We start from the raw sequence: 24,309 nt of genomic DNA, 5'->3' as shown, positions 1-24,309 counted from the left end.
ACGCCGAGGCTACTATAAATCCGCTAGTTTCACCCTCTGCTTGTGGGGTTTGAAATCTGTGAGGTCGTTTCTGATAGGGTTATATACAAGGATTGCTATCAGGCTTAAGTTCTTTCTGCTGACTGGCTTTGAGCCACTCTTTTGGACTGACTGCTTTAATTAAGGTTTAGGTCCAATTTAGAAATGAATTTATTGGCGAATATACTTCTGAGGGAGAGGTATATTCGCTATTTTTTCACGGAGTAGACTCATTCATAGCATGCGCGAAACCATAGTGAACAAGCTTTGAATCAGACTCTTAGCAGTTCTGAGACGCGCTGGCTTTTACTGGATACCTTTGATACAAACCTCTTAGCAGTGATGAATAGCGATCCACATAAAAGCAAAGTACAGTGCCAATCCATTGCTCGGCAAAACAATTAAAACAATAAGCACTCAAGGCAGAAATACTGCCGGCAACATAAAGGAAGTTCAATGTCTTCGAATCATCAACAGGCTAACCAAAAAGATAGCCATCAAGGTGTCGCGACTCAGGCGCCGCATTCATTCAAGCAACAACCTGAGCTGAATTTCTGGCAAATTTTTAATATGTGCTTCGGTTTTTTAGGCATTCAATTTGGTTTTGCCCTGCAAAATGCTAACGTCAGCCGCATTTTCCAAACCTTAGGTGCATCTATTGATGAAATCCCCATTCTGTGGATTGCCGCGCCGCTGACGGGTTTATTGGTTCAACCTATTATTGGTTATTTGAGTGATAAAACCTGGGGACGCCTTGGCCGTCGCCGTCCTTATTTTTTGATTGGCGCGATTTTTACCACTCTTGCTATTTTTATCATGCCGCACTCGCCTACCCTGTGGATTGCCGCGGGCATGTTGTGGATTATGGATGCCTCGATCAACATCGCCATGGAGCCGTTTCGCGCTTTCGTTGGTGACAATTTACCGAAAAGCCAGCGTACCCAAGGCTATGCCATGCAAAGCTTTTTTATCGGCATTGGCGCTGTGGTCGCGTCAGCTTTACCCTATATTTTGACTCACTTTTTTGCTGTCGCCAATACTGCACCAGCGGGTGAAATCGCCGACTCAGTGCGTTATGCCTTCTATTTCGGTGGCGCAGTATTATTGCTAGCGGTCACTTGGACTGTCGTATCGACAAGAGAATATTCCCCCGAAGAGTTAGCCGCCTTTAACGCAAAACAAGTCGATGCTGAGGATGAAACTTTAGCTCGCACTCGTACCCGTAAGGATTATCAATTTGCGTCCTTCGTGTGGATGGGTCTCGGCGCCCTGCTCACCTTCGCTATTTGGGCGCAGGATTTAGATAAGCAACTGTATATCTTAAGCTTAGGGATTTTCGCCTTTGGCCCATTGCAACTGTATTGCGCGCTGCGTTTGGGCAATTCACAACCCGCTGAACGCAATAAGCTCGGCATGGTATTTAGCGTGGTCGATGACTTATTCCATATGCCCAAAGCCATGCATCAACTGGCGATAGTGCAGTTTTTCTCTTGGTTTGCGTTGTTTGCCATGTGGATTTACACCACAGCTGCCGTGACGTCTTACCATTTTGGCAGTAGCGATGTGTTGTCCCAAGCCTACAACGACGGCGCAGATTGGGTCGGCGTGCTGTTCGCCTCTTACAATGGTTTTGCCGCGATTGCCGCGATTTTCATTCCTATGCTGGCTAAGCGTATCGGTATCAAACTGACGCACACAGTCAATATGTTCTGTGGCGGTATAGGCTTGATTAGCTTCTTCTTTATTAAAGACCCAAGCCTGTTATGGCTGCCTATGATAGGTGTCGGTATCGCGTGGGCGTCAATATTATCTGTGCCCTACGCCATGTTATCGGGCATGTTACCCCCGCAAAAAATGGGCGTTTACATGGGGATCTTTAACTTCTTCATCGTGATCCCGCAGCTTCTTGCCGCCAGTGTGCTGGGTTTAGTGCTCAATGGTCTGTTCGATGGTCAACCTATTTATGCGCTGATTACTGGTGGCGTCTTGATGATGTGCGCTGGTATTGCCGTACTTTTTGTTGAGCAAGAGATTGCGGATCAAAATGGCCAAAGCGCCGCCGTAAATAGCAAAATCAACTTAACCACAAAAGCCGCAAACAAAGTTAACTGATAACAGTTCACTGAGAGCAGTTCACTGAGAGCAGTGACGCCCAATGAGGTGGTACTCAATTAAGCTGCGCCCATTTAAGTGCTGAACAGTTAAGTGAGACTTTTTAGATGCTAAGCCGTTAGTAACAGGCAGTTAGATGCTAGTTCGTTAGATAACAGTCAGTTAGTCGACATACATCCAGATACGTTAAGCGCGGTGAACTCGGCAATTTGGCGATTCACCGCAGCATGAAGCCTTTATATCAATTCAATCACTATAAAAATATAACCATTATTTGGGGAGAACGAGATGGAATCGAGTCCTACACCGCAGCAGGATCTGCACACCAACCAAACCCGTCACGCGCAAACGTTAACAAGGCGTAGCCGCCTAGCGCTTGCCGTCGCCGCAAGTCTATTAGGGACAATAGGATTCACAGCCTGTTCACCCACATCGAATTCAGCCACACCAAGCATGAGTGTCAATGCCGCATCAAATGTGCATCTGGTTGCGCCCGGCGCACCGGGTAAAGCACCGACTTGGGCATTTTCGGGTAAAACCGGTATTGGAACGTCGTACGAGCCTTACACCCAAGGTCAATACCAAGATGCCAAGCAAAATCCCATTAGCCGCGTTTGGTTCTCCCTCGCCCAAGGTATTTTAACCGAAACCATGTATGGTCTGATCCATAATGCGCAGCTCAAAGAACTGCAATTTGTGGTCACGGGTAATGGCTTTGTCGATACCGAAAAAGATAACACCATCAGCAGCATAGAATATTTAGATACCGATGCTAAGGGTCGCCCGCAATCCCTTGCCTATAAAATTATCAATAAAGATGTTGAAGGTAAGTATCGGATTGAAAAGCATATCTTTACCGATCCCGACCGCGACACCCTAATGATGCGCGTCACCTTTACCGCCTTTGAAGACGGCATTACGCCGCATTTGTATGTCAATCCGCATATCGATAACGCGGGCGCCAATGATATCGGCCGCATCGACACTCATACTGACAATCATGCCAACACTCATGCTAGTAATCAGGCGCTGGTGGCCTATACCGCCGCCAAAGACAGCAGCGTGATGACGGTGAAATCCGATCTCAATTTTGTGCAGGCAACGACAGGCTTTGTCGGCGTCTCTGATGGCCTAGCCGATTTGGCCGATAACGGCACACTCGATACGCCCTATCAAACGACTAGTGCGCAAGATAAATCGACCGTTGGCAATATCGCCTTTACTGCGAGTTACCCTACGCTCATCAAAGCCAAACCCGTCACCTTTAATCTCGCCATAGGTTTTGGTAAAGATGAAACCCAGAGTTTAGCCAATGCCGATGCCACCTTAACCGCAGGTTATGATGCAGTGCTGAGCGCCTACAAAGGCGATGCCACCCATGTCGGCTGGCACGATTACTTAAGCTCGCTGCCCGCCATCGCAAACATGGCCAACAACACCACAGATAGCGGTAAGCTACTGTATACCAGTGCTATGGTCTTGAAAGCGCAGGAAGATAAAACCTATGCGGGCGCACTGATCGCCTCGTTATCCAATCCTTGGGGCGATACGGTTTCAGCAGCCGTGCCGAGTACTGGCTATAAAGCGGTATGGCCGCGTGACTTTTACCAATGTGCCATGGCATTCCTCGCCATGGGTGACACGCAAACGCCCAAAGTGGCCTTCGAATACCTGAAAAAAGTGCAAGTAACCGAAAAGACGCCCGGGTTTACGGGTACGCCGGGTTGGTTCCTGCAAAAGACCCATGTGGATGGCCAAATTGAATGGGTTGGCGTGCAGCTCGATCAAACCGCCATGCCTATCATGCTCGGCTGGAAACTCTGGCAAGCGGGTGTGCTCACCCCTGATGAGATCAGTCACTGGTATCAAGAGATGCTAAAAGGTGCAGCGGACTTCTTGATCAGTGGCGGTGAGGTCAATCTGGATTGGAATCACACTCAAATCACCCCGCCTAAAACCCAGCAAGAGCGTTGGGAAGAACAGGCTGGTTACTCCCCCTCAACAACGGCCGCAGTGATCGCCGGTCTTGTTGCCGCGAGTGACATCGCCAAAGAAGCTAAAGATATTACTTCAAGCGCCCGTTATCTTGCTGCCGCCAAAGACTTAAGTAATAGTTTAGAAAAACACTTAGTCACCACCCAAGGACGACTAAAAAACAGTGCAGGCGTCAGCGCGCCCTACTATTTACGTTTGAGCCCAAATGGCGAGCCAAATACTGGCGATACACTGGCGGCGAATAACGGTAAAAAAGGTTTAGATCAACGTCAGATCCTCGATGGCGGATTTTTAGAACTAGTACGTTATGGCGTGCGCGGTGCAACTGATAAGCTGATCAATCAAAGCCTTCAATTGATTGATAACACTGAACTTGACTCTAATTTGCGCCTTAAATATGAGTTTACCGCTAAAGATGGCAGCAAAATCCCCGGCTTTAGACGTTATGGCAACGATGGCTACGGTGAGGATACGGTTTCTGGCAAGAATTATGCGGAGTCGGGCAGCAACAGCGCCAATCAACGTGGCCGAGTCTGGCCCTTCTTCACCGGCGAGCGCGGTCATTTTGAATTAGCACTCGCCCAAGCAAAAGGCGAACTAACAGGCAATAACGCCCAGCAAACCAAGCAGCAGTTGGTAAACACCTATGTGCAGGGCATGGAAACGTTTGCGAATGCGGGCATGATGTTAGCCGAGCAAGCGTGGGACGGTGTTGGCGATGTCACTCGCTACCATTACCAACTCGGACAAGGCACCAACTCAGCCACGCCGCTTGCCTGGACCCATGCCGAATACATCAAACTGGTGCGTTCTATGACCGACGGCCAAGTCTGGGATCACTACCCTATCGTCCCAGCGGCATTGAAATAACGAGTTGAAGTGGCTTTTTGAAATAGCGTATTGAAATAGTGTTTTGAAATAGCGCATTGGAAAGTGTGCTGAAATAACACGCTAAAACAGCGCATGAGCTTAACGATGCTTTAGCTTTAATAAATTAAGGGCTAGAACAACTCACAAATGTTGTTCTAGCCTTTTTTCTATCTGGCTGTGACCTATCCGACTCATGTTATTCCAATGCTGTTCCATTCATGCTTTATCAAAAGGTTACATCAAGCACATCACCAAAATAACGTCATCATATTTTTATATCAGCAACTGACCATTAGCCATTCCAAATCGTTAGCTTTAACATCACTTTAGAAAAATCGGAACTCAGCATTCGTAATGCCTTGAATGCAAAGGCCACAATCGATCATACATTGTTTTAGTTGTTACCCGTCACGGGGTCAGAAAACCGATTCACCTTGCTTTTCATCGGCTTATGCTGCGGATAATCTTGCGGCGTGCAACCAAATTGCATTTTAAAAGCTGCACTGAAACTGCTGACGCTCAGATAACCTAGACTATGTGCCACCCTAGTCGTGCTCTCTCCTTGGCTTAAGCTTTCAAGCGAGTTTAATAGACGAAACCTTTGCCGCCATTGTCGATAAGTGAGCCCAGTTTCAGCTTTGAATAGTCGCTCAATCGTTCTCACACTCGCGCCGCCCATTTCGGCTAACTCGGTCAGGGTGTAATTCACTGTTGGGTGCCGGATCAACTTTTGGATCAAGCGGCTGAGTCTTGGATCTGAGCCCGCGGGTAAATGGGCATCTAGGCTGTCCAGAGTTTCGAGCTCATCAATGGCGACCAAACCCAGCCGATGCAGTTGTCCACTGTTCATAAGATGTGAACTCTCACAAAGTTTGAGCACCAGTTCGCGCATCAGCGCTGTCATCGTCACCATCACCACTTTTGTATCCTGTGACCTAACATCATAGCTAGGATCAATATAGATATTGCGAGTGTGGGCGTGGGTTTCGCAGTTCACTTGATGGGGCAAATTACAGGGGATCCACACCGCATGGGTTGAAGGTACCACCCAGACGGCATTTTCACTGCGGACACGTAACAAGCCTTTGGCGGCCCAAAGTAGCTGCCCCCGCGGATGTGAATGAGGCTCAATGCCCGCTTCCGCCGCCATATTGCGAGTATGGGTCAGTACAGGTCGATTGGCATCTGTGATAAACGCCACGTCACTGGGCGTTAACAATGTCGCTTTAGGAACAGGTTTTGACATATTACCCTCTTAAAACGCCAGACCAAGTCAGTTATCTTAGTTGGCATCTTTTACGTATTCAACCCAATAGGTCGGTAAACATGAAACGTTTTATTGGCGTTAAACCGCTAGCGTTTTTCAGTGCACTGTTGATCGCTACTTTACTTGCACTTTTTCCGCGGAGTCAGCATCCCGCGGTGTTTTCCTACAGCGCTGGCGTAGTATTAGTGACCTTGATGTTTTGGAGCACAGGTTTTTTCCCGCCCTTTATGGCGGGGTTAATATTTTTTACCCTTGCCACCATTTTCAAACTCATTGAGCCGAGTGTACTTTTTTCAGGATTCGGCTCGACTGCGGTGTGGTTAATCATTTCAGGGTTTGTGATTGGCAGTGCCATCACTCAGTCTGGTTTAAGTCGCAGAATGGCCAGTTTGATTGCCCCCATACTGACCTCAAGTTATCCACGCTTGATTGCGGGTTTGGTCTTTAGTGCCGTGCTGCTTGGCTTTGTGATGCCCTCATCCGTTGGCCGTGCGGTGGTCATGGTGCCAATTGGTATGGCGTTAGCTGAGCAAGTCGGTTTTGCTCGTGGTAGTCATGGGCGGATAGGCATTGCGACCGCCTTGGCACTGGCGTGTAACATGCCCAGTTTTGCCGTGTTGCCCGCGAATATTCCCAATATGATATTGGCGGGTTCCAGCGAGAATCTATTCAATATCCACTTTGGTTATACCGAGTATCTCTTACTGCATTTTCCGATCCTTGGTTTGCTCAAATCAATATTGATTGTGGTGCTAGTCGTCTTCCTATTTCCTGCAAAAATAGATGAAAATCGGCCTGAACGCATTATTGAAACAGAAGCTTATAACCTTGGTATGCAAAAGAAAGTCACAGTATTACTTGCGATAACGTTGCTGTTTTGGGTGACAGACTCACTGCATGGGATCAATCCGGCATGGGTTGGACTGACCACAGCTATCTTGTTATTGCTCCCCAAATGGGGAGTGCTTGAGCCTAAGAGTTTTAATAGTTCGGTGGATTTTGCGACCGTCATTTTTGTCGCAGCGGCCTTAGGTCTGGGAGCATTGGTCAATCAATCTGGACTTGGCACTGCGCTAGGCCAATTGTTCAGTGAATGGCTACCATTGCAGCAAGGGGCATGGTTCCTGAATTTCATGTCGTTGTCGCTGATGGGGACGCTGACGGGATTAGTGGCAACGGTTCCAGGTGTGCCGACAGTGTTGTCCCCCATGGCGGCAGATTTTGCCAATGCAACTGGCTTCTCCACCCCAGCGGTATTAATGACGCAGGTGATCGGTTTCTCAACCGTGATTTTTCCTTATCAGGTTGCCCCGTTGATTTTGGCGATGCAATTATCCCAAGAGCCCTTAAGCAAACTACTTAACATCACCTTACCGCTGGCGGCAATCACTCTAATTGCACTTATCCCACTGGATTATCTATGGTGGCTATGGCTCGGTTGGATTAACTAAATTGCGTTAACTAAAGTGGGCTAACTAAAATGCGTTAACTAAATTAAATTGACGAAACACTCACCCTTGGCGGTATTCATGCCGCCAAGGGTACTTTAGAGCAGGCATCATCAATTGCCCAGCACCTCGACACTCATCGCTCGACAGCGCATACGATCAGCACACAGCTTAAAACAAGTTCGACTTTGCGTTTGGGTCGATAACACAACTGTCCCCACATAAATTATTTCGATAAGTTTCATTGTTAGACTATACTGTTCATACGTACAGTATATTGTGATTTATTATGATGATCCTAGGCCGCTTCGCCAAACATACCCAATATCGGCTCTCGCTATTTAGCTCCTTGATTGCCGCAGGATTTCCGTCACCAGCCCAAGACTATGTAGAACAAACATTAGATCTCAATGAGTTATGCATCAAGCACCCCGCCGCCACGTTTTTTGTCAAAGTCCAAGGGGATTCGATGATCGACGCGGGGATTTTCTCCGGTGATATTTTGGTGGTGGATCGCTCATTACAGCCGGCCCACGGGGATACCGTTGTCGCAGCGGTGAACGGTGAGTTTACCGTAAAGCAATTACAACTGCGCCCTGTGGTGCAATTGCTGCCACGTAATGCCTTATTCTCCCCGATTGCCATCAATGATGAGTCTGAGTTAAACATCTTTGGGGTGGTGACCAACGTGGTGAAAAAGCTCAAATGACGCCCTCACTATTCGCCCTCGTCGATTGCAATAATTTTTATGCATCCTGTGAGCGGATGTTTAGGCCAGATTTAGCTGGCAGGCCGATTGTAGTGTTATCCAATAACGATGGCTGCGTCGTCGCCCGCTCGGCAGAGGCAAAACAACTTGGCATCAAGATGGCGGTGCCTGTGTATCAAATCGCAAACCAACTCCGCCAGCATCACGTCGCGGTATTCTCCTCCAACTATGCACTCTATGCCGACATATCAAATAGAGTCATGACCACCTTAGAGCAAATGGTACCGAAAGTAGAAGTGTATAGTATTGATGAAGCGTTTTTAGACCTTTCTCGTCTCGATAAATGCATTGATATTCATCAGCTTGCCTTAGATATTTATCAACGGATACCGCAGTGGATTGGGATCAGTGTTTGCGTCGGCATTGGACCGACAAAAACCCTCGCTAAACTGGCAAACCATGCCGCGAAACGTTATCCCGCGACGCGGGGCGTGGTTGACTTGCGCGACCGTGAACGCCAACGACGGCTGATGGCGCTTATCCCTGTCGACGAAGTCTGGGGAATAGGCCGTAGGCTTACAAAACGCTTGAACATCATGGGTATAAATACCGCGTTGCAATTGGCGGATGCGCATCCAAAGCTTATCCGCGACACCTTTTCTGTCACCGTTGAGCGCACGGTACGCGAACTTAACGGCATTGCCTGTGATGACATACAAGAGGTCGCCGCCACTAAGCAACAAATTATCAGCTCCCGATCCTTTGGCAGCCGTATTGATAATTTAGAAGCGATGCAACAGGCAATCAATGAATACACTTTTAGAGCCTGTGAAAAACTGCGCTCCGAGCGCCAGTACGCTAAAGCGATGTCAGTATTTGTGCGTACTAGCCCTTTTAGCGATGCAACTCCCCAGTACAGCAAATCACTGTCGGGCAGTTTAGTTCGCCCCAGCAATGATACGCGGGATTTTGTCACCCTTGGCCAAAGCCTACTGCAACGCATTTGGCGTGAAGGTCATGCCTATGCAAAGGCCGGTGTCATGTTAGGGGATTTTTTTGGTACAGGCGTGTTTCAGCTCGGATTATTCGATGACGTCACGCCTAGGCCTAAAAGCAAGGAGTTGATGCAATTACTCGATAAAGTGAACCACAGCGGTCATGGAAAAATATGGTTTGCAGGGCAAGGTATTGACCCGACTTGGGGAATGAAGCGTGAGCACCTTTCTCCTCGTTACACCACCCAATGGGCACAATTGCCCATAGTGAAATAATCAACAAATCCAATGGCTAAATGACCGCCTGCGAATTACAGACCCCACCTAACGCTAAAATCCATATAACACTAAAACCCATCTAGATCTAAAAAACATATACCGCTAAGCCCCGTTGGGTGTTAACGCTAAAGTGGCATTAACACCCATCAAGCTTTGGCTCATTCCGCCTTAACACTCTTCATCGCTGAGATCTTCAAAGTACCAGTAGCCTAGATTCACCCACTCGGTAAGTTGCGTGAGCAAATCAGCATGGGCTAACCAAGGGGCTAAGGCGGCTTTATCTAACTGATTGCTATCACATAGTAATGGGATCACTGCGGCCAATTCGGCTGAAAGCTGATACTTATCACCATTAATATAGACAACGCCCTGTGCCACATTAATATCAAAATACAAACAGCGCAGCCCGCCGAGGCGAATAAGCGGCTGCTCATCGAGCCAAGCGAGCACTTCGTCTTGCGTGATGTCCAATGGCTCATCGGGTAAATCTAAGGCGCATTTTGACTGAGTTAAATAGCGGCCCGAAAACTCGCTCACCAGTTCATCGGTCAGCATATTGGTCAGTTGGGTGCGTAACCGCGCTAAATCGCCATTATCGACACAACCACTGCGGGTGGTCAGCTCGCGGTCTGGATCTGAAATCTGCTGTGCGCCTAAATCCTGTTCAGACAAATGATCGGCCAAAGCACTTATCATATCTTTGGCAGAGGCGGTGCGATAACCCACAGAGAAACTCAAAGACTGCTCTAAGGTTATGCCGTCATGGGGGAATCCAGGGGGAATATAAAGGATGTCGCCAGGCAACAACTCAGTATCGATAATCGGGTCAAAGGCTTCGGTGTGCAGCAAAGCGGGATGGGCGGCAAACTCTTTGTGCGGCCCCAGATCGCCCACACGCCAACGGCGACGTCCGGAGCCTTGGCAAATAAACACATCATACAGATCGATATGCGGCCCCACGCCACCGCCAGGCGTCGCAAAACTCACCATCACATCATCTAAACGCCAGCGCGGAATAAAATCGAAGCATTGGATCAAGGCTTCCGCATCGGGCACCCAGTTATTCAAAGCTTGGACGATCAGAGTCCAATCCCGTTCACCGAGATGATCGTAGGAATCAAAGGGACCAAATTCCGCCTGCCATTGGCCAGCTTGTTGGTACACCCGCCGAGATTCCACCAGCTCATCCATGGCTAAGCCAGCTAATTCTTCGGGCGAAACTAAATCTTGAAAATGCTTGAATCCTTGGCGGATCACCAAGGGTTTTTTCTGCCAATACTCTGCTAGAAATTGCGCGGGCGTTAAGCCGTTAATATCGAGTTGCATGGGTTGCTCACAAACCAAACTGTTATTCATAGCAGCAAATGCTAACAGGAAGCGAAACCAAGAAAGCTCGACCGGATCAACAAAGCATTAAGTCTTTTGTCAGCATCAATGTGATAGTGAATTTACTAACGTATTGAATTACAATCGGCTTATCAAAAAGCATTTCGCCACAAACAGCGCTAATGCTGACACATCATTTATTGAGTCCATGTAAGATCTATGCCTACATCAGCTGCTAACACTTTGGTCGTGCTCGACTTTGAAACCACGGGGCTGTCGCCCAATCAAGGGGATCGCGCGATTGAAATCGGGGCTGTGCTGATTGAAGACGGCGTGATCACCCAAAGATTTTCTGAGTTAATGAACCCAGGATTTAGAATAAGTCGCTTTATTGAAGACTACACTGGGATCAGCAATCAAATGCTCAGGGACGCGGCGCCCTGCAATGAAGTGATGGCGCGTTTTGCGGATTTTATCGCCGATCACAATTTAGTTGCCCACAATGCGGCGTTCGATCAGCGCTTTTTAGATGCGGAGTTTGCCCAAATTCGCCATCGTTATCTTGGGCAATTTGGCTGTTCCTTGCTGGTGGCGAGACGTTTGTATCAAGCGGCACCCAATCATCAGTTAGGTACTTTAGTGCGCTATAAACAGTTACCAACCGATGGCACTTTTCACCGCGCCTTAGCCGATGCCGAAATGACCGGCCATTTGTGGCTGGCTATGCTGGCAGACCTTCAGCAAGAGTTTGGACTCTGCTCACCGACCTTTGAGTTACTGCAAAAATTAGCGAAGAAAACCAAAGCAGAGGTGCCGAAGTTTTTACGCCAATACGCCGTCAAGTGATCTAAAAAGCAACGCAGCTAAGAGGTATCAAAAAGCAAAAAGCCGATAAATCCAAGGATTATCAGCTTTTTGTTTCAATAGGTACGATTTAACTATTCAATCGGTTGCCAACAAATAGCAGTATGCTAGAGCTACGAACGCCTAGCGATAATAGCCATCTATAGCGGCTTAAGCGGCGCGCTATCAATGCCGCAGGAGCTGCGAACCACTAAGGTTGTAGGAATAAGCTGCGCACTCACCTCTTGTCCGCGGATAAGTTTGAGTACACTGTCGACTAAGATCTCACCGGCTAATTGGGTGTTCTGCTTAATAGTCGTTAATGGCGGATTGGCAAAACTCGCCACCGGAATATCGTCATATCCGACTACAGCCACTTGCTCTGGGACTGAAATGCCCTTTTCTTTCAACGCCCGAATCGCGCCGATGGCAATCAAATCGCTGGCCGCAAATATCGCATCAAACTTAGCGCCTTGGGCAATCAACACCATAGCGGCATCGTAGCCTGAACTTTCGGTGCTGATGGCCGACACTTGCTTAGTGCGATCAACCGGGATATTCGCCGTTTGCAGCGCCTTCACATGGCCTAAATATCTGTCCCTAAACTCAGGGCTGTGGCTCGAAGCATCACCTAAAAAGGCAAAAGCGTTGCGGCCAAGGGAAATCAAATGCTCTGTCGCAATCAAGCCGCCTTGATGATTATCACAGCCAATCGACAACACAGACTTATTGTTATGCTCGGCGCCCCAAATCACAAAATGGGTATTCTGCGCTAACAGTCGCTCCAGCTTTTGCTCGTAATCCATATAGTCGCCATAACCGAGCAGAATAATGCCATCGGCTTTATTGCTGTCTTCATAATCGGCGTGCCAATCACTGGATAATTGCTGAAAAGAAACGAGTAAATCATAACCCTGCTGCGCCGTTGCTCGGGTAATGGAACCTAGCATAGACAAAAAAAAGGGATTGATTAAGGAGTCATCATTGGTGGGGTCTTCACACAATAACAGCGCTAAGGTATGGCTATTTTGGGTGCGAAGATTACTGGCGTTTTTATCAACCTTGTAATTCAGCTCTTTAGCAATGGCTTGAATACGTTGACGGGTCTCTAAATTGACTAACGGACTGTTTCTAAGGGCACGGGAAACCGTAGACTGGGATACGCCAGCACGATAAGCAATATCAATCGAGGTCGCTTTCGATGCCATAGAGAGGAGGTTACCTTAGTGATTATTTTGCGTCGATACTAAAACAGTTCCGCTAACTTGTATAGACGAATGCGTTAACATCCGTCTTACACTTAGATTTTCTGCTTAAATGCCAAGCTGATCGAGCAAATCATCGGCGTCATTATCAATGGCGCGAGTCGCAATGGCGGGTTTGTCGGCCATCTTCACCCAAGGCGAAACATTCGACGTTGAGTCCTTATTACTGCCTATCGTACTGTGCTGCTCTAACAGGCTGTCGGGGTCGAATTCTTCATCGTAAACAAATTCATCTAAACGAATGAACTCAGTTTTATCCATGGCAAATTCGAGGTAGAAAATATGATTATTTTCAGTTCTAAACGACACTCTACGGGCGACCGCATCATCTAAGTTAGCATCGATTGAAATAGTTAACTCTTTATTAATCGTCAACATTTTTGGCTGACTTTGGCTGATTGACGTTTGCAATTCTTTTGAAATTTTATTAATAAAATCCCCTAAAATTTGGTTCATCAACTCACCCATCACGTTACTCACTTCATCTGACGTATGCGAAAACGCCAACTCAGATTCAGGCATACCCATGTTCAGCATGTAGCGACGGTAGATTTCAATCGCCGCCGAAGATGAAAAGTTAATGACGACTAGGCCCGAAAAACCACCATCAAAAATCGAGAAACAACCGAGATCGGGTTTTAGACGCGTGCGCGCGATACTTTGTACCATACCTGCGTGGGTAACATTACTGGCACTGGTGCTAGAGAGTACGTGGGCGACTGAGTGACATAACTTCAGTAAAATATCATCCGACGTTACGATAGTATTTGTGGTCATAATCGATTCTCAAACTGAATAATGCATTAATCTTGCGCGTAAAAGCGTAAAAAATCAAAATTAAAACAATTGATTAGCCTAATTTAGCAAGGCCGTAAAGTTAACATAACGCTAACTTATTGATATTTAATAGGTCAGATAAAACCTGCAACGTGCAACGACTTAAAAAACTGCATAACTTAATAAGAACATGCCCCATAGTGCAACAGATTAAAATTCCCTATCATCATTTCCTGCTTTAGATCAAAGAAACTTATATTTTATAACGGCTTTTACTGAATTTATGTCACAGATGATTCAATTGAGATTGATTCGCAGGTATATTAAGCAACAATTATTAGCCTTTGAGAAACCCCAATGATCACGTTTTTGCGCCGATTTACCATCTTGCAACGCTTAATGATGATGCTTCTTATGGCCGCGATAGGGACTGTGTGTTTTGCCAGTTTTTCGATTAAGGAGCAGTACAGCAATTTAATTGAGCAGAAATGGCTACAGATAGACGGTCAACTCGCAAGCATGTTAAGCGTGATAGATATACATCGTCAGGATGCGCTCAAAGGTAAATACAGCGAAGAAGACGCCAAGAAAGCTGCCGCTGAGTTAATCAATCAGACTCGCTATTCTGGCTCAGGCTATTTCATTGTTATTGATGATAATAATCAAATCCTCGCCCACGGTGACAATGCAAGTCTTGTTGGTACCTCAGCATTAACATTTAAATTACCCAATGGCACTAATCCATTGGCCACTATGCTGCCATTGGTGCGGGCTAAATCTAAAACCACCCTCGAATACCCCATAGCCGATCCTATGACTCGCGCTATCGAAGATAAGCTCGCCGAAGCCCGTTACTACCCACAATGGGGCTGGACAGTGATGACAGGTGCTTATCTCAGTGACGTTAAAGCGAGTTTAAAGTCAGTTATTATCGATTACCTGATTATCATGTTTTTGATTTCAGTGCCGATTTTTGCCTTCTTCCTTGTGCTTAATCATTCCATCACCTCGCCATTGAATGATGCTATTGATGCCCTTGAAGATATTGCCCAAGGCGAAGGCGACTTAAGTCAGCGGATTAATGCCCAAGGTAAAGATGAAATTGCCCACCTTGCCCGCGCCTTTAACATGTTTGCACAAAAAATTGGCGACATGGTCGGCCATTTACAGCCCTTAGGCCAAGCGTTAGACACAGACGCAAAACAGCTCATGATTGCAGTTGAAGAGTCCAATCAAAGTGCTGAGCATATCCACAGAGAAACGGGCAGCGTTGCCACCGCTGTCAATCAAATGCTCTCGACCACCCATGAAATGGCGAGCAACACTCAGCAAGCGGCCGATGCGGCGAACAGCGTAAAAGAACAGGCGCAGCAAAGCCAAGTGGTGATTGACAACACGGTCAGCAACACTGAAAAGCTGGTGGCAGAATTAAAAGCCTCTGAAGTTATTACCCAAAAACTGGGCGTCGCCTCACAGCAAATCGGTAGCATTCTCGATGTGATCCGCAGCATTGCTGAGCAGACCAACTTGCTCGCCCTTAATGCCGCCATTGAAGCTGCGCGAGCGGGGACCCATGGCCGCGGTTTTGCTGTAGTTGCCGATGAAGTCCGCGCACTCGCCACTCGCACCCAAGACTCGACCAATGAGATCCAAAAAATCATTAGCGAGATCCAATCTGGTGTCGGCTCAGTAATGAAGAGCAACAATCAAACTCAGCTGCAATCCGATGAGCTGCAAGCCCAAGCCCACGAAGCCGGTAAAGCCATGGCAGCGATTCTGCAATTGATTGCCCATATCAGTGACATGAACACCCAATTAGCCAGTGCCACTGAAGAGCAATCACTGGTGACCGAAGAGATTAATCGAAATATTTGTAATATTTCGGAATTAACTGAAGTCTCAGTCAAAGCCAACGAGAGCAACAGTCATGCGGCTCAGTCACTGCAAGACATTAGCCAAGACATGTCACGCACCTTAGGCCAGTTTAAAATCTAACTAAAGTGTATGAGAACAGCATGACTTGTCGACTGGGGCGCCATAGGGCGCCCTTTTCTTCGGGTAAACCTTCTGGTAACGCTTGTTAACCGCTAGCTCACCAACAATGAATTTCAACGAAAAAATCCCATTAACCACAAATTCTCTGTCACGCTAACGTTTGATATGCGGTATGCTTTAGCCTTAAAAATCCAACCGAGACACTGCCATGCGAATGACCTTAGCCGTTCACCCTGAACAGTACACTATTCATAGCTTTAGCCCGAATGCCGTATTGCCCAGTGAGGTTTTTGCACAGGACATGTATTTCATTGGTAAAACCCAAGAAGGTTTATCTTTAGTCATTTCCAGTGAGATGCAACTCGACAGCCTAGAGCAAGAACCGGGCTGGTGTTGTTTTGAAGTGCTCGGGCCACTCGGATTCTCGATGACAGGCATTTTATCTAAAGTGTCTGGCACCTTAGCGGACGAACAAATCAGTATTTTTGCGATTTCCACCTTTGATACCGATTACATCCTCGTGAAAAATAATCGCCTCAAAAGTGCCATCGCCGCCTTGAAAAAACAGGGCTACCACATCATAGAATCGAAAGACGAAGTGTAATACCCCATTAAATATGAGCTCATCCACTATGTACGAAAAATCTGTCACCATTACCGCCAAACATGGGATTCACACCCGCCCTGCAGCTTTACTGGTTAAAGAAGCCAAAACCTTTGACTGCGATGTCATGGTCGAATGTAATGGTAAGCAAGCCAGCGCTAAGAGTCTGTTTAAGCTACAAACTTTAGGGCTATATTCTGGCGTCACGGTAAGAGTGTTTGCCGAAGGTGAACAGGCACAAGCCGCGGTTGAGAAAGTCTCCGAGCTGCTGATCACGCTAAGCTAGGCCTTTATCCTATTTACTAGTGCACTGATTAGCGCACTAATATCTAAGTGCCTACATGTAGGGCCTACCGACGAGGGATAAGTTGAAATGGATTCTGTACGTGCCAATAGTTTACATGCCAACGCTTTACAAACTCAACGCCACTCAACTAGACTCGCTAGCGCTAACGGGCACTCAGTTCAGTGGTTAATTTAGGAAGGGATATGTCAATAACGGGGATTATAGTGTCATCGGGAATTGCCTTTGGTCAGGCACTTCACCTTATTCACACCGAACACCACCTCGATTATCGTCCTATTCCCCTGTCGAAAATTCCCCAACAACAGGGCAAGTTTGCCAAAGCCTTGCAAGAGCTGCAGGCACAATTAACCCACAGCCAAGCTGCGCTCGATAGTGATTCAGAAAATTATCAACTGATCGAAGCCGATTTATTGTTATTGGAAGACGATGAATTAATCGAGCAAGTGAACGATGCGATTCGTACCTTACAACTGTCGGCAAGTGTGGCGGTTGAACGCATATTTGCCCATCAAGCCAACGAGCTGCAATCCCTAGATGATCCCTATTTAGCCAATCGAGCCCAAGATGTACGCTGTTTAGGCCAACGCGTTGTCGCCGCGATCAATGGTCATTTAAACCAAGGGCTCGAAAAACTCGACAGACCCACCATCTTGTTGGCGCAAGATTTAACCCCCGCCGAATTTGCCTTATTGCCGAGGGAAAACCTCTGCGGTATTGTGCTCAAAACTGGCGGTTTAACCAGTCATACGGCGATTTTAGCCCGAGCTGCCGGCATTCCAGCCATCTTAAGTTGTCAGTTTGATGCCGATTCGATCCCCAACGGTACGCCCTTAGTACTCGATGCGCTCAATGGTGAGCTTTGCGTTAATCCCAATCCAGATCAACAGGCAAGACTTACCGTCACCTTTCACCACGAACAGGCAAGACGGGCGGCGCTGCAAACCTACAAAGATGGCCCAGCGCAAACCCAAGATGGCCATATCGTGGGGCTTATGGCTAACGTGGGTAATCTCAACGACATCACCCATGTCAGCGATGTTGGCGCCGATGGTATAGGTTTGTTTCGCACTGAATTTATGCTGATGAACGTCAGCACCCTGCCCGATGAAAAAGCCCAATACAGCTTATATTGCGATGCATTGCACGCCCTAGGCGGTAAAACCTTTACCATCCGTACCTTAGATATCGGTGCCGACAAAGAACTGCCTTGCCTGTGCCAAGAAATAGAAGATAATCCCGCCTTAGGGCTACGCGGTATTCGCTATACCTTGGCACACCCCGACTTATTTAAAACCCAATTGAGGGCTATTTTGCGCGCCGCAAACCACGGCCCAATCCGCTTGATGTTCCCTATGGTTAATCAAGTAGAAGAATTAGATGAAGTGTTTGCACTGATTGCCCAGTGCCAAGATGCCTTGGAAGAAGAAGAGAAAGGCTACGGTGAACTCAGCTACGGTATCGTTGTCGAAACCCCCGCGGCGGTATTCAACCTCAATGCTATGTTGCCACGACTCGACTTTGTCAGCATTGGCACCAATGATTTAACCCAATATGCAATGGCAGCCGATAGGACCAACCCGCAGCTTACCCGCGACTATCCGTCCCTTTCGCCTGCCATTTTAGCGTTAATTAACATGACAATAGTCCAAGCAAAAGCAGCCAATGTGAAAGTGTCGCTGTGCGGCGAACTGGCCAGTTCACCACAAATTGCACCGCTGTTAATCGGCATGGGGCTGGACGAACTCAGTGTTAACTTAAGCTCACTGTTAGAAGTCAAAGCTGCCATTTGCCAAGGCAACATCCAACAATTTTCGGCGCTGGCGCACACTGCATTACAACAAGATAGAATTGCAGGTCTACAGCAGTGTATAACAAGCTATAAATAGAGACATTTATTCGTTATGCTGCATTACAGAACAAAAACAATGACAAAAACAAGCAAAAGAGGCTCTAGATTATGGGATTTTTAAGCCGAATAAGGCGCTTGGTATCGGGTCAGACTCAGTTAGCTGGCGGTATCATGGTATATGCCCCCGTTTCCGGCGATATCGTCGCTATTGAAAAAGTCCCCGATGTGGTTTTTGCTGAGAAGATTGTCGGTGATGGCATTGCTATCGCCCCAAAAGGCGAATTAATTCTTGCGCCTATCGACGGCACCATCGGAAAGATTTTTGAGACAAATCATGCCTTCAGCATTGAGTCTCCCCAAGGTTTAGAATTATTTGTGCACTTTGGCGTCGGCACAGTCGAGCTGAGGGGCAAAGGTTTTAAACGTTTAGCCCAAGAAGGCCAAGAAGTGAAAGTCGGCGATCCGATTTTGTCTTTCGATATTGATTATCTTAAAGACCAAGTCGACAGCCTACTCACCCCAGTCGTGCTGGCAAACATGGAAGACGTCAAATACCTAGACAAGGCCCAAGGCAGTGTCACCGCAGGTAAAGACGTGATCTTTACGGTACAGCTCTAATTTAACCGTTTAACATGCATCGGTTGTGTTTTGAATAACAAAAGGCTGGCTCATAATCATGAGTCAGCCTTTTATGTTTTTGAAAACCGAGCCTTCACACGGTATTTGAATTCGCCAAGCTGTAGCAGTCTCGATACACAGCATTTAGAACAATCCATTTCGGTCGTTTTCACGCTCAGCCATCACGTTAGCTGCAACGAACTGATACATAGCTCTAGTACACTAATCCGCTTTAAACATGGCAAAATCGGGTCGCGGTAGTCTATCTAAAATACTGTACAGATAAATCACCAATACCGAGAGTGCGGCGCCCGTCAAAAACAGCCACTGACCGCCAAAATGATCCAATATAATACCGCCGCCAAGGGGCGCGAGCGCAAAGCCTAAGTCATAGAATGAGGCGGCGCCAAAGTAAGCACCCCGAAGATGATCAGGGGCTAAGCGGTCGATATGCACATTCATAGTGGGGAACAAAATCGTCTCGGCGACGCTCATCACCACAATTGCGCCTATCCAACCCCAAAATAGATCCAGCGGATTAAATGCCAGCCAGATTTGTGAGCAGATCAGTAACAGCAATCCGATTTGAATCCGTTTGACGAGCGGAAAACGGGCCATGAGTTTCAATAGCAAAAATTGAGTTGAGATAATCACCATAGCATTAGTGAAAATCATGCCAGAGATTAACGTCAGCAAATCAGGCGCACCAGCCCGAGTGAGATATTGGATTAACGAACTGTCCATTTGGGCATAAATGAACATACATAAAATATTGGCGAAAATTAAACATTGCAGCAGTTTATCTTGCAATAGAATGGCGACAATTTGCTTACGGCTCACGACTGCCGCTTTTTTCGTGCTAGCCTCAGTATCACTCGATAAGCCATTCACGCCACGATTAACACCATCACTTGTCATGTCATTTTCACCGTCACTTGCACCATCACTTTCAGTGCCACTCGTAGCGTCACTTAAATTATCATTCGATGAGGCGCCAGCCGCCAAAGCAACATCCTGACGGGTTTGATGGTTAAATCCCCAATATAACAAGGCTAACAATACGGCAAAGGCCACTGCAGTAAGGTAGAAACTGGACTGCTTGCCCGTAAGACCAAGCCATACCCCAAGCATAGGGCCAACGGCGCAGCCCACGTTGACGATGAAATACAGCGACTGCATCGCCAATTCGCGCGTCTTAGGATCGGCAATGATGTCGCCAATAGCCGCCGATGTCAGTGGTCGCCATAATGAAGTCGCCATAGAGCAAAGGGTCATCACAACCACATACCCTTCGACAGAATTGGCTTCAGCCAATAACGAAAACGAGATGATATAGAGGATGCCCGTCAGGTACATCAGCTTATGACGACCTATTCTGTCGGACAATGAGCTACCAACAAAGCTCGTAAATACCGAAATAATCGCGGCGCTGGACAAGACCATGCCGACCTCAGTGGCACTTAGCGCGAATTTCTCATATAAAATAACGGCCAAAAATGGCCATACCATGTAATAACTGCCACGGGTGATAAAAGACCCAAACAAAAATATCCACATTAAGCGCGGAAATTGCTTAAATCGCTGCCAAGAAACATCGCTGTGCATTTTAATCCTTTAAAAATCGCGCTAGAGTCAACGCCAGATATCAAGCTGATTTTAATGAGAAAACAATATATAACAGGCAGCTTAAGTTAAACAAGTGTAAAAGGAGATATGGAGTAACCAAGAGATAATTCATCCAGTAATACAGCAACTGCAGCGGTAGCAATTTAACAAAAATTACAACCTAAAATGGGACCATAAACACTTGTTGATCACAAAAACTAAAAAATAAATATGACGACTTGTTTTAGAATGAAATGATGACTATACCTCTAAGAAAGCTTTTTGATATTCAAGAGGAAAAACAATGAAATTTAGTCATAAGATTGTAGCTGCATCCTCTATATTACTTTTAGTCACAGTAACGCTGTTAACATCCAAACAATACTCTTCAATTCAAAATGAAATGAAGTCACAGGTTGAAGCCAGTGTTACCGAAATTGTCGATGGGGTTAGAAATACTGTTTCATCGGAAATTGAATCCCGTAAACAAATGGCCGCTTACACGACAAGTCTATTGGAGCAAGATCTCAGCCCCACACATATTACTTCTGTTATTACTCGTCCAGTTGTTAAAAACACCTTTATACTTGTCGGATTCGGCTACGAAAAAGATGGTAGCAACATAAATAACAACCCTAGCTGGGACCCTGGTGCTGGATGGAACCCACGAATTCGTCCTTGGTACATAGACGCAAAAAAATCCGATAAACTGATTATCACTGCGCCCTATGCTGACTCAGCATCTGGTGAAATTCTCGTCTCAATTGCAACACCGGTAAAAGATAATGGCGAGTTCATTGGGGCTATTTTCTACGATGTCAGCCTCGTTGGTCTAGCCAAACTCGTCAATGAAGTTAAACTCTTTAATGCAGGCTATGTCTTTATTATTTCTGGAGATGGCACGACAATCGCGCACCCAGAGTCAAAACGAAATGGCACGCCAATGAGCGACTATTTGCCACATGTTGAAGTGACGGAGAAGCCACAAAAAGTCACCATAGATGGTAAAAATTATACCTTAGATTTCTCTCGAGTTTCAGGAGAGGACTGGTATGTCGGCGTTATCTTAGATGAAGATATAGCCTATGCTGCAGTCACAAACCTACGCAATAGTTCTATTCTCTATTCCGTTATTGCCTTAATCATCAGTATCACAGTACTACTATTTTTGATTATCCGTTTAATGCGTCCATTACAAATCTTAAACGATGCGATTCAAGATGTTGCCTCAGGAGACGGCGATCTAACCCAACGCTTGAATACACAAACAGATGCTGAATTCTCATCTTTAGCCATTGGATTTAATACATTTACGACCAACCTACAACAACTGATTATTGAATCTAAGTCAATTGGGCAGCTCATTCACCAAAGCTCAGAGTTGACATCGTTAGAGTTACAACAATCGACAAATGCCATGAACTCGCAGATGCATGAATTAGAACAACTTGCGACAGCGATGCACGAAATGGCCACCACGTCTTCAGACGTGGCCCGTAATGCTCAAGGGGCGTCATCCGCTGCAAAAGAGGCTGATGAAGCGACAAATGTGGGTTCCAAAGTCGTCAGTGATACCACAAATGCTATTAACGCTCTGTCATCAAAAATCGATATGGCTGTCGCTGAAGTAAACACCTTAGGGTCAGCAACAGACAATATTGCCACTATATTGAAAGTCATCAATGACATTGCAGATCAAACGAATTTATTAGCCTTAAACGCAGCCATTGAGGCAGCAAGAGCAGGTGATTCTGGTCGTGGTTTTGCTGTGGTCGCAGATGAAGTCAGAACCCTCGCCCAAAGGACTCAACAATCTACAACTCAAATCCGTAACATGATAGAGCAACTCCAAACAGGAGCAAGGGCTGTTGCAGAGGTCATGAGTCAAAGTAAAGATAATGCAAAAGATGCGGTCACACTCGCCCAAGGTGCGAATACCGCGTTAGACAAAATTCGTGAAGCAATATTGCAGATCAGCGATATGAATCTACAGATTGCTTCTGCAGCCGAAGAACAAAGTTTAGTTGCCGAAGAAATTAATAATAATACCATTAGAATTAAAGATTTATCTGTCCAAGTATCAGACACTGTGATTCATGCCAATACGGCTATGCATACGCAAACTCAGCACATCAAAGAGCAAGATACCATCCTTAATAAATTCATTGTTTAGGTATAGTAAGTCATGGATTCATCCATGACTTACGGTGGAAATCTTAATAAAGGTACTCATCATGAGCAGAATCGCATTGTTCGTACTAGGCACTATTCTTCAAATACCGCTACAGGCTAATGCCCAAGAAACGGAAGAGTCAGATCGACTGCAGCAGCTAGAGCAAAGAGTGAAGGAATTGGAGCAACAAGCGAAAGCTGCACAAACCAGTCCATCAATGCAATCCTCCTTACGCAATAGCCACTTTTCTCTCTACGGCTCGCTGCGTCCAACCTTAGAATACCAAGACAAAGCAAACGATGTATGGGATATAGGTGATGCCCTCTCTCGTTTAGGGGTCAAAGCTGATACCGAGTTTGCCCCAAATTGGCATGCTATTGCCCAAGGAGAATGGAAGATTCGCCTCGATGATAATGGTCGATTCGGTGAGGCGCGCCTCGCATTCGCCGGAATAGGCTCTCCCTTTGGTCAGATAACCTTTGGACGTCAACGGCCAGTGCAATACACTTTAGTCGCTGAGTACATTGATATATTTAATAATGCAAACAGCCCGTTTGGTTACAACCAAGAGAGTCCATTCTTTGTTAATAATGCTTTGATATACGAACTGAAACTCAAACCCGTTACTGTAATGGCCTCTGCAATTTTTGATGGCAACTCTGGTGGCAGCGGCGCTGATACTATTAATGTCGGCGCCGGTTTTGACAAGAATGGATTACACTTAGGCGCCGCATATTTACAACAAGATGTCTATGCCAACGCGAATAGAACTGGAAAAGAACAACTGACAGGCGCGGTTATCTCATATGAGTTTAGCTCTGGTATATATGCTGCTGTTGGCTATCAGGCTAAAGATTACGAGTTTGAAACTGCAGTCAACCGCACTGGTAGTACTTTTGACAGTGCACTGGCTATCCCTTTTGCTAACGCCTATAAGCTAAAATTAGGGTATTTTTGGTTTAAAGATGGGATAGAAGATACTAGCAGTCAGGATTATGATGGCTATAACCTCACCTTAGAATGGCAAATTGCGGCAAATGTCCGTACACATTTAGAATACTTACAACAAAATAATGATCAACGCAAAGATGACACTATTATCGCCTTAGGCATTCGCTATGATTTTGATTTAAATTGGGAGTTCTAGGGTCTGTTGATCTTTGCTGTACAAATGTTGTTCAGCAATACATCGGCAGCCACATTAACATAAACGCCAGTGACACCATACTGGCGTAATTTCTTGCTAGCTTGTCA

Annotated in this window: 18 protein-coding genes; 13 read left to right on the top strand and 5 right to left on the bottom strand. The window is 46.4% G+C overall.

Annotation, left to right across the window (positions count from 1 at the left end):
* The first annotated feature begins 474 nt into the window (after positions 1-474).
* Together KV201_RS18390 and KV201_RS18385 are read left to right on the top strand one after the other, a co-directional pair.
* Entirely contained in the window at positions 475-2,130 is a 1,656-nt protein-coding gene (locus KV201_RS18390) for an MFS transporter (protein ID WP_226060157.1), read from the top strand.
* A 288-nt stretch (positions 2,131-2,418) separates the two neighbouring features.
* Positions 2,419-4,995 carry a glycoside hydrolase family 15 protein gene (locus tag KV201_RS18385; protein WP_226060156.1) on the top strand — a complete coding sequence of 859 codons (2,577 nt, stop codon included), beginning with the start codon at positions 2,419-2,421 and terminating at the stop codon, positions 4,993-4,995.
* Positions 4,996-5,389: 394 nt separating this feature from the next.
* Here the strand turns inward: KV201_RS18385 and KV201_RS18380 are convergent, their stop codons facing one another.
* The gene (locus KV201_RS18380) at positions 5,390-6,241 is read right to left on the bottom strand and encodes a helix-turn-helix domain-containing protein (RefSeq protein ID WP_226060155.1); all 852 of its coding nucleotides are present in this window, start codon (positions 6,239-6,241) and stop codon (positions 5,390-5,392) included.
* 80 nt (positions 6,242-6,321) lie between these two features.
* Here KV201_RS18380 and KV201_RS18375 point away from each other — a divergent pair, with 80 nt between their 5' ends.
* The 3 genes from KV201_RS18375 (at position 6,322) to umuC (ending at position 9,690) form a co-directional block, all read left to right on the top strand.
* Complete coding sequence (locus KV201_RS18375) at positions 6,322-7,713, top strand: SLC13 family permease (RefSeq protein WP_226060154.1); 1,392 nt, start codon at positions 6,322-6,324, stop codon at positions 7,711-7,713.
* A gap of 289 nt (positions 7,714-8,002) precedes the next feature.
* Entirely contained in the window at positions 8,003-8,419 is a 417-nt protein-coding gene (gene umuD / locus KV201_RS18370; RefSeq protein ID WP_226060179.1) for a translesion error-prone DNA polymerase V autoproteolytic subunit, read from the top strand.
* On the top strand, positions 8,416-9,690 hold the full coding sequence (gene umuC / locus KV201_RS18365) for a translesion error-prone DNA polymerase V subunit UmuC (protein WP_226060153.1): 1,275 nt from the start codon (positions 8,416-8,418) through the stop codon (positions 9,688-9,690). The genes umuD and umuC overlap by 4 nt, the downstream gene beginning before the upstream one ends.
* A gap of 171 nt (positions 9,691-9,861) precedes the next feature.
* Here umuC and KV201_RS18360 read toward each other — a convergent pair whose 3' ends face one another.
* Positions 9,862-11,019 carry a cupin domain-containing protein gene (locus KV201_RS18360; RefSeq protein ID WP_011846918.1) on the bottom strand — a complete coding sequence of 386 codons (1,158 nt, stop codon included), beginning with the start codon at positions 11,017-11,019 and terminating at the stop codon, positions 9,862-9,864.
* Between the two features lie 219 nt (positions 11,020-11,238).
* Here KV201_RS18360 and KV201_RS18355 point away from each other — a divergent pair, with 219 nt between their 5' ends.
* Complete coding sequence (locus KV201_RS18355; RefSeq protein WP_011846919.1) at positions 11,239-11,865, top strand: PolC-type DNA polymerase III; 627 nt, start codon at positions 11,239-11,241, stop codon at positions 11,863-11,865.
* Positions 11,866-12,023: 158 nt separating this feature from the next.
* On the opposite strand, the gene KV201_RS18350 is transcribed toward KV201_RS18355, so the two are convergent.
* A complete protein-coding gene (locus tag KV201_RS18350) occupies positions 12,024-13,070 on the bottom strand; it encodes a LacI family DNA-binding transcriptional regulator (protein ID WP_011846920.1) in 1,047 nt (348 codons plus the stop codon).
* Between the two features lie 105 nt (positions 13,071-13,175).
* On the bottom strand, positions 13,176-13,904 hold the full coding sequence (locus tag KV201_RS18345) for a DUF3334 family protein (RefSeq protein WP_011846921.1): 729 nt from the start codon (positions 13,902-13,904) through the stop codon (positions 13,176-13,178).
* Between the two features lie 357 nt (positions 13,905-14,261).
* On the opposite strand from KV201_RS18345, the gene KV201_RS18340 reads away from it, so the two are divergent.
* The 5 genes from KV201_RS18340 to crr all read left to right on the top strand — a co-directional run bounded on the left by KV201_RS18340 (position 14,262) and on the right by crr (position 19,277).
* Positions 14,262-15,899: a methyl-accepting chemotaxis protein gene (locus KV201_RS18340; protein WP_226060152.1), complete on the top strand. Its 1,638-nt coding sequence runs from the start codon at positions 14,262-14,264 to the stop codon at positions 15,897-15,899.
* A 208-nt stretch (positions 15,900-16,107) separates the two neighbouring features.
* Positions 16,108-16,503 carry an ACT domain-containing protein gene (locus KV201_RS18335; RefSeq protein WP_006086817.1) on the top strand — a complete coding sequence of 132 codons (396 nt, stop codon included), beginning with the start codon at positions 16,108-16,110 and terminating at the stop codon, positions 16,501-16,503.
* A gap of 28 nt (positions 16,504-16,531) precedes the next feature.
* A complete protein-coding gene (locus tag KV201_RS18330) occupies positions 16,532-16,789 on the top strand; it encodes an HPr family phosphocarrier protein (protein WP_006081819.1) in 258 nt (85 codons plus the stop codon).
* 203 nt (positions 16,790-16,992) lie between these two features.
* Positions 16,993-18,696: a phosphoenolpyruvate--protein phosphotransferase gene (gene ptsP / locus KV201_RS18325; protein ID WP_226060151.1), complete on the top strand. Its 1,704-nt coding sequence runs from the start codon at positions 16,993-16,995 to the stop codon at positions 18,694-18,696.
* A gap of 71 nt (positions 18,697-18,767) precedes the next feature.
* Positions 18,768-19,277 (top strand): PTS glucose transporter subunit IIA, encoded by a 510-nt coding sequence (gene crr, locus KV201_RS18320; protein WP_006081821.1) that lies wholly within the window; start codon positions 18,768-18,770, stop codon positions 19,275-19,277.
* 222 nt (positions 19,278-19,499) lie between these two features.
* On the opposite strand, the gene KV201_RS18315 is transcribed toward crr, so the two are convergent.
* Positions 19,500-20,882: an MFS transporter gene (locus tag KV201_RS18315; RefSeq protein WP_226060150.1), complete on the bottom strand. Its 1,383-nt coding sequence runs from the start codon at positions 20,880-20,882 to the stop codon at positions 19,500-19,502.
* A 304-nt stretch (positions 20,883-21,186) separates the two neighbouring features.
* On the opposite strand from KV201_RS18315, the gene KV201_RS18310 reads away from it, so the two are divergent.
* Together KV201_RS18310 and KV201_RS18305 are read left to right on the top strand one after the other, a co-directional pair.
* Positions 21,187-23,055 carry a methyl-accepting chemotaxis protein gene (locus KV201_RS18310; protein WP_226060149.1) on the top strand — a complete coding sequence of 623 codons (1,869 nt, stop codon included), beginning with the start codon at positions 21,187-21,189 and terminating at the stop codon, positions 23,053-23,055.
* 61 nt (positions 23,056-23,116) lie between these two features.
* Positions 23,117-24,202: a porin gene (locus KV201_RS18305; RefSeq protein WP_226060148.1), complete on the top strand. Its 1,086-nt coding sequence runs from the start codon at positions 23,117-23,119 to the stop codon at positions 24,200-24,202.
* The last annotated feature ends 107 nt before the right edge of the window (positions 24,203-24,309 follow it).

It is taken from the genome of Shewanella sp. SR1 (genome assembly GCF_020447145.1).
GTDB lineage: Bacteria > Pseudomonadota > Gammaproteobacteria > Enterobacterales > Shewanellaceae > Shewanella > Shewanella baltica.
This window is presented reverse-complemented; position numbering and strand designations above follow the sequence as displayed.